Source organism: uncultured Georgenia sp., assembly GCF_937958535.1.
GTDB lineage: Bacteria > Actinomycetota > Actinomycetes > Actinomycetales > Actinomycetaceae > Oceanitalea.
In genome coordinates this window covers 1-6,324 of the sequence record NZ_CALGNQ010000028.1, presented here as the reverse complement: position 1 = coordinate 6,324, position 6,324 = coordinate 1, and the positions used below count along the sequence as shown (strand labels likewise).

The 6,324-nt window shown below is 70.7% G+C and carries 6 protein-coding genes and 1 pseudogene; 6 read left to right on the top strand and 1 reads right to left on the bottom strand.

The genetic code is table 11. The features are described 5' to 3' along the window. The 4 genes from Q0195_RS01360 to nhaA form a co-directional block, all read left to right on the top strand. Positions 1-837: TRAP transporter substrate-binding protein (locus Q0195_RS01360; protein WP_299273535.1), on the top strand; the 837-nt coding region annotated here is incomplete at its 5' end. Positions 838-873: 36 nt separating this feature from the next. After that, the gene (locus Q0195_RS01355) at positions 874-1,500 is read left to right on the top strand and encodes a TRAP transporter small permease (RefSeq protein WP_299273532.1); all 627 of its coding nucleotides are present in this window, start codon (positions 874-876) and stop codon (positions 1,498-1,500) included. Next, positions 1,500-2,807, top strand: a complete 1,308-nt coding sequence (locus Q0195_RS01350) for a TRAP transporter large permease (protein WP_299273529.1) — start codon at positions 1,500-1,502, stop codon at positions 2,805-2,807. The genes Q0195_RS01355 and Q0195_RS01350 overlap by 1 nt, the downstream gene beginning before the upstream one ends. Before the next feature lie 125 nt (positions 2,808-2,932). Further along, the gene (gene nhaA / locus Q0195_RS01345) at positions 2,933-4,150 is read left to right on the top strand and encodes a Na+/H+ antiporter NhaA (RefSeq protein WP_299273526.1); all 1,218 of its coding nucleotides are present in this window, start codon (positions 2,933-2,935) and stop codon (positions 4,148-4,150) included. A gap of 10 nt (positions 4,151-4,160) precedes the next feature. On the opposite strand, the gene Q0195_RS01340 is transcribed toward nhaA, so the two are convergent. Next, on the bottom strand, positions 4,161-4,541 hold the full coding sequence (locus Q0195_RS01340; protein WP_299273523.1) for a hypothetical protein: 381 nt from the start codon (positions 4,539-4,541) through the stop codon (positions 4,161-4,163). Between the two features lie 79 nt (positions 4,542-4,620). Here Q0195_RS01340 and Q0195_RS01335 point away from each other — a divergent pair, with 79 nt between their 5' ends. After that, on the top strand, positions 4,621-5,850 hold the full coding sequence (locus tag Q0195_RS01335; RefSeq protein ID WP_299273521.1) for an amidohydrolase: 1,230 nt from the start codon (positions 4,621-4,623) through the stop codon (positions 5,848-5,850). Between the two features lie 43 nt (positions 5,851-5,893). Continuing rightward, positions 5,894-6,324, top strand: a pseudogene (locus tag Q0195_RS01330) (glutathione S-transferase family protein); the annotation flags it as partial.

Genomic DNA, 6,324 nt, shown 5'->3' with positions numbered 1-6,324 from the left:
TACCTGGAGGAGAACACCGACGGCTGGAGCATCGACGTCTTCCCGAACGAGACGCTCGGCGCCCAGGCCGAGGCCCTGCAGCTCGTCTCCGACGGGTCCGTCGACCTGGCCATCGTCTCCGGCACCCAGCTGGAGAACCTCAACGAGGACTTCGTCGTCTTCAACCTGCCGAAGGTCTTCGACGACGTCGACCACCAGATGAGTGTCATCCACGACCCGGAGATCACCGGCGACCTCTACGCCTCGCTCGAGGACTCCAACAACATCACCGTGCTCGGCGGCTTCACCCAGGGCGCCCGCTCGATCTACACCACCTTCGGGCCGGTGGAGACCCCGGAGGACCTCGCGGGCAAGAAGATCCGCGTCCAGGAGTCGGACCTCCACATCGCGATGGCCGAGGCGCTCGGCGGCGCCGGCACCCCGATGGCGTACGGCGAGCTCTACACCGGCCTGCAGGGCGGGGTGGTCGACGCCGCGGAGAACAACGAGGTGTCCTACTTCACCCAGCGCCACTACGAGGTCGCGCCGTACTGGTCCTACACCAACCACCTCGTGGGCCTGGACTACCTCATCATCAACACCGAGCTCCTCAACAGCATGTCCGACGAGGACCGTGCGGCCTTCGAGGCCGGCTGGCAGGCTGCCTACGAGGAGCACACCCAGCTGTGGGAGGAGGCCACCCAGGAGGCCATCGAGGGCGCCCAGGCCGGTGGCGCGACCTTCACCGAGGTCGACGAGGCCGCCTTCGCCGAGCCGCTGGAGGCGCTGGCCGCCGAGTTCATCACCACCGAGACCCAGCAGCAGCTCTACGACGCGGCCCGGGCGGCAGCGAACTGATGGACCGGCCGAGCCACACACTCATGGAGGTGAAGCGTGGATAGCGCCAAGAAAGTCCTGGACAGGGTCCTGTACTGGATCACCGTCGTCCTCTTCGCGCTGCTCGTCGTCGTCGTCGTCTGGCAGATCTTCAGCCGCCAGGTGCTCCACGACCCGAGCACGTGGACGGAGGAGGGCGCCCGCATGACCTTCGTGTGGCTCGGCCTGTTCGCCTCGGCGTTCGTCTTCGGCGAGCGCGGCCACATCGCGGTCGAGTTCGTCGTCCGCAAGCTGCCCGTGGGCGGTGAGCGGGTGGTCTCGGTCCTCGTCCAGCTGGTCGTCCTGGCCTTCGCCGTCATCGTCCTCGTCTGGGGCGGTTGGCGGGCCTCGCAGAACGCCTGGCTGCAGAACCTCTCCGCGCTGCCCTTCACGCTGGGCCAGATGTACCTGGCCCTGCCGATCTCCGGAGCGCTCATCGCGTTCTACTCCCTGTACTACATCCAGGCCGTCGCCCGGAACACCCAGCTGCCCTACGGCGACCACAGCGACGAGGACGAGCTCGTGCCGGCGACCACCGTGGAACCGGAGCCGCGCGGGCTGGACGAGGTCGACAGCATCCTGCTCGACCCGGACGAGACCGAGCGCCGCGGTGACGACCCGGCCGGACCGAAGACGGAGGCATGATGGACCCGGCAACCCTGGCAGGGCTCACCCTGCTCGTCGTCATCGTCATCGGGATCGTCTTCTCGCTGCCGATCGCCATCGTCATCGGCACGGCGTCCTTCCTCGCCGCGATCCCGCTCCTGGGCATGGAGCAGGCGGTGCTCGTCACCGCCCAGCGGATGTTCACCGGAATCAACTCCTTCCCGCTGCTCGCCATCCCCCTGTTCGTCCTGGCCGGCGTCATCATGAACAACGGCGGCATCGCCGGCCGGCTCGTCGACTTCGCCAAGGTGGTCACCGGGCGCATGCCCGCCTCGCTCGCCCAGACGAACGTCGTGGCGAACTCCATGTTCGGCGCCGTCTCCGGAGCGGCCGTCGCCGCGGCGGCCGCGGTCGGCAACGTCATGAGCCCGCGGATGGCCAAGGAGGGCTACGACCGGCGCTTCGCCGCGGCGGTCAACGTCGCCTCGGCGCCCGCCGGGATGCTCATCCCACCGTCGAACACGTTCATCGTCTACTCGCTGGTCTCCAGCACGTCGATCGCGGCGCTGTTCATGGCCGGTCTCTTCCCCGGCCTGCTGTGGGCCTTCGCCTGCATGATCGTCGTCTACCTCTACGCACGGAAGCAGCCGGGCCGGCTCAAGGCCACCGAGCGGGTGAGCTTCTCCCAGGCGATGCGCGTGCTGTGGCGGGCGGTTCCCTCGCTCCTCATGATCATCATCGTGGTGGGCGGCATCCTCACCGGTTACTTCACCGCCACCGAGTCGGCGTCGATCGCCGTGGTCTACTGCCTCGTGCTCGCGGCGGTCTACCGGAGCATCAAGCTGCGTGACCTGCCGGCGATCCTCGTCGACGCCGGCCGCACCACGGCCATCGTCATGCTGCTCGTGGCGGTCTCCACGGCGCTGTCCTTCGTCATGAGCTTCGCGCGGATCCCGGACATCATCTCCGACGCCGTGCTCGGCTTCACCGACTCCAGCGTCGTCGTCCTCATCATCATGATGGTCGTCCTGCTCGCCGTCGGGACCTTCATGGACCCGACGCCGGCCATCCTCATCTTCGTGCCGATCTTCCTGCCGATCGTCACCGAGTTCGGGGTGGATCCGGTCCACTTCGGTGCGATGGTCGTGATGAACCTCTCGGTGGGTGTGATCACCCCGCCGGTCGGCAACGTGCTCTTCGTCGGGGCACGGATCGCCCGGCTGCGCATCGAGCCGGTCATCACCCGGCTGTGGCCGTTCCTCCTCGCCATCATCCTAGCGCTGCTCGTCGTGGTGTTCGTCCCGCAGCTCTCCGTCTGGCTGCCGACGACGATGGGCCTGATGTAGCCCCACCCGCACGTCACGCCGGTGGCCGGGAGAGCGACCACGCCCTCCCGGCCACCGGCCGTTCTCCCCCACGTCCCCGTAAGGTGGGCGCACGCCGTCTTCCGTCCCCAGAAAGGCCTGCCACCATGTCCAGCCAGACCTCCCGTCGCGGCCCGCTCGCCGCCTACCGCGAGAAGCTGGGCAACGAGACCTTCGCCGGGATGGTCCTCCTCGCGGCGGCGCTGCTCGCGCTCGTGTGGGCCAACTCCCCCTGGCGGGCGGTCTACGCGGACCTGTCCGGTGTCACCTTCGGACCGGCAGGCCTCCACCTCGACCTCAGCCTCGCCGCCTGGGCCTCCGACGGGCTGCTCGCCATCTTCTTCTTCGTCGTCGGTCTGGAGCTCAAGGAGGAGTTCGTCACCGGCTCGCTGCGTGACATCCGGACCGCAGCCGTGCCGGTGATCTCGGCGTTCTTCGGTGTCGCGGGGCCGGTCGCCGTCTACCTCGTCGTCCAGGCCGTCACCGGGTCGGGGATCTGGGACGGGTGGCCGGTGCCGGTGGCCACCGACATCGCCTTCGCCGTCGCCCTGCTCGGCATCTTCGGCCGCGGCTTCCCGCCGGCGCTGCGCACCTTCCTCCTCACCCTCGCCGTCGTCGACGACCTCATCGGGATCGTCATCATCGCCGTCGTCTTCGCCGGGGGCCTGAACTTCCTGCTCCTCGGCGCCGCGTTCCTCGCCGTCGCCGTCTTCGCCGTGCTCGTGCGCCGCGGCATCACCGCCTGGTGGCTGCTCGTCCCGGTCGGTGTCGTCGCCTGGGCGTGCATGCACGCCTCGGGCGTCCACGCCACCATCGCCGGCGTGCTGCTCGGCATGGTCGTGCCCGCCGTGGCCCGCCCGGGTGAGCGCGAGCCGCTCACCCACCGCTTCGGCGCACGGGTGGGCTGGATCTCCTCCGGGGTCGTGCTGCCGATCTTCGCGTTCTTCGCCGCCGGGGTGAACGTCGTCGACGCCGGCGGCCTCCTCGGCGTCGTCACCGACCCGGTGTCCGTGGGGATCTCCCTCGGTCTGCCGCTGGGCAAGCTGCTGGGGATCTGGGGTGGCACCGCGCTGCTCGTCCTCCTCACCCCGCTCGTGCTGGGCAAGGGGCTCAACCTCAAGGACATGGTCGGGATGAGCCTGCTCGCGGGCGTGGGCTTCACCGTCTCGCTGCTCATCGCCCAGCTCGCCTTCGACCCGGCGTCCGTCGAGGGCAGCCACGCCCGGGTGGGCGTGCTCCTCGGCTCGCTGCTCTCGGCGATCCTCGGCGGTATCGCGCTGCGTATCCGGGCCCACACCCGCCTCGCGGAGGCCGCACAGGGCTGACCCGGCCGGCTCAGTACATGAGCTGGCCCACCCAGCCCGCCACGGCCACGACGAACGCGTAGGTCCCCACGGCCAGCGCCGCCACCGCCGGCCAGCGCGGCTGCACCCGCTGCCCGAGCGCGACGATGCCGAGCACCACCGCACCCACCGCGAGCACGATGGTCAGCAGCACGTCGACCGACTCGTAGGCGGCGACGTTCGTCATGCCGGGTGCGGTGACCGCGTAGATCACCCGCCAGGCCGTGAGCACGCCGGCCACGGTGACCCCGATCCAGCCGAGCCGGTTGCGCTCCGGCCGCCGCCCGGGCTCGCCTGCGGCCCGCTCCGTGCCCGCCGCGCGCTGGTCCCCCGGCGGCTGTCCCCCGGCCCGGTCCCGGTCGCCTCGTGCCATCGTGTGCCTCCTCCCCCGCGACGGCAGGACGCCGTCTCCTGGCTCAGCCTGCCACCTCCCACGGTGGTACGACTGGTACATGACAACCTCTCCGCAGCCCCGCCGCACCCGCACCAGCTCCGTCGCCGTCACCGGCGGCCGCGTCGTCCCCGTCGACGGCGAACCGATCGACGGCGGCACCGTCCTCGTCGTCGACGGCGTCATCACCGCCGTCGGGCGGGACGTCGCCGTCCCCGAGGGGGTGCCCGTGGTCGACGCCCGCGGCTCGTGGGTGCTGCCCGGGTTCGTCGAGGCGCACGCCCACCTCGGCGTCCACGAGGAGGGCGAGGGCTGGGCCGGCGCCGACGTCAACGAGATGACCGACCCCGACGGTGCGGCCCTGCGCGCCCTGGACGCCATCAACATCGAGGAGGAGGGCTTCCGCGACGCCCTCCTCGGCGGGGTGACGGCCGCCGTCGTCAAGCCCGGCTCCGGCAACCCGATCGGCGGGCAGACCGTCGCCGTCAAGACCTGGGGCGGGCGCACCGTCGACGAGCAGGTGTTCCGCGAGCGGGTCTCGGTCAAGGCCGCGCTCGGGGAGAACCCCAAGCGGGTTTACGGCGACAAGAAGGCCCTCCCCTCCACCCGGCTCGGCGTCGCCAAGGTCATCCGTGACGCCTTCGTGCGGGCGCAGAACTACATCGCCAAGCGCGACCACGCGCTGGCCGAGGGCAAGCCGGTGGAGCGGGACCTGGGCCTGGAGGCCCTCGCCGCGGTGCTCGAGGGCGAGCTCATCTGGGACCAGCACACCCACCGCCACGACGACATCGCCACCGCGATCCGGCTCGCGGAGGAGTTCGGCTACCGCCTCGTCGTCAACCACGGCACCGACGGCGCCCGCATCGCCGACGTCCTCGCCGAGAAGGACGTCCCGGTGATCTTCGGGCCGATGCTCACCAGCCGCTCCAAGGTGGAGCTGCGCGACCGGGACATCGCCAACCTCGTGCGCCTCGCCGAGGCGGGGGTGAAGGTGGCGATCACCACCGACGCGCCGGTGGTGCCGATCAACTTCCTCGTCCACCAGGCCTCCTTCGCGGTCAAGGAGGGCCTGGACCGGGACGTCGCCCTGCGTGCCCTGACGGTGAACCCGGCGCAGATGCTCGGCCTCGACGACCGGGTGGGCGCGCTGCGCCCGGGCCTGGACGGCGACGTCGTCGTGTGGTCCGGCGACCCGCTGGACGTGTTCTCCCGGGTGCAGCGGGTGTTCATCACCGGCACCGAGGTGTACTCCGCCGAGCGGGGCGTGGTGGAGCGCGACACCCGCTTCTGACCTCGACCGACCGCCGCGGGCCGCGGCGGGTTACGGTCGGGTCATGGACGAGCACACCACCCCGGGTACGTACGTGAGCACCGGCAAGGAGTTCACCCGCGACACCAACTACATCACCACCCGGATCACCCGTGACGGCGCGGACGGGTACCCGGTGGAGCCGGGTCGCTACCGGCTGGTCGCGGCCCGCGCCTGCCCGTGGGCGAACCGCACCATCATCGTGCGGCGGCTGCTCGGCCTGGAGGACGTCATCTCCCTCGGGCTGCCCGGTCCGACGCACGACGAGCGCTCGTGGACCTTCGACCTCGACCCGGACGGCCGGGACCCGGTGCTCGGCATCGAGCGGCTGCAGGAGGCCTACTTCGCCCGCTTCCCGGACTACCCGCGCGGGATCACCGTCCCCGCCATCGTCGACGTCACCACCGGCCAGGTGGTGACCAACGACTACGCCCAGATGACGCTCGACTTCTCCAG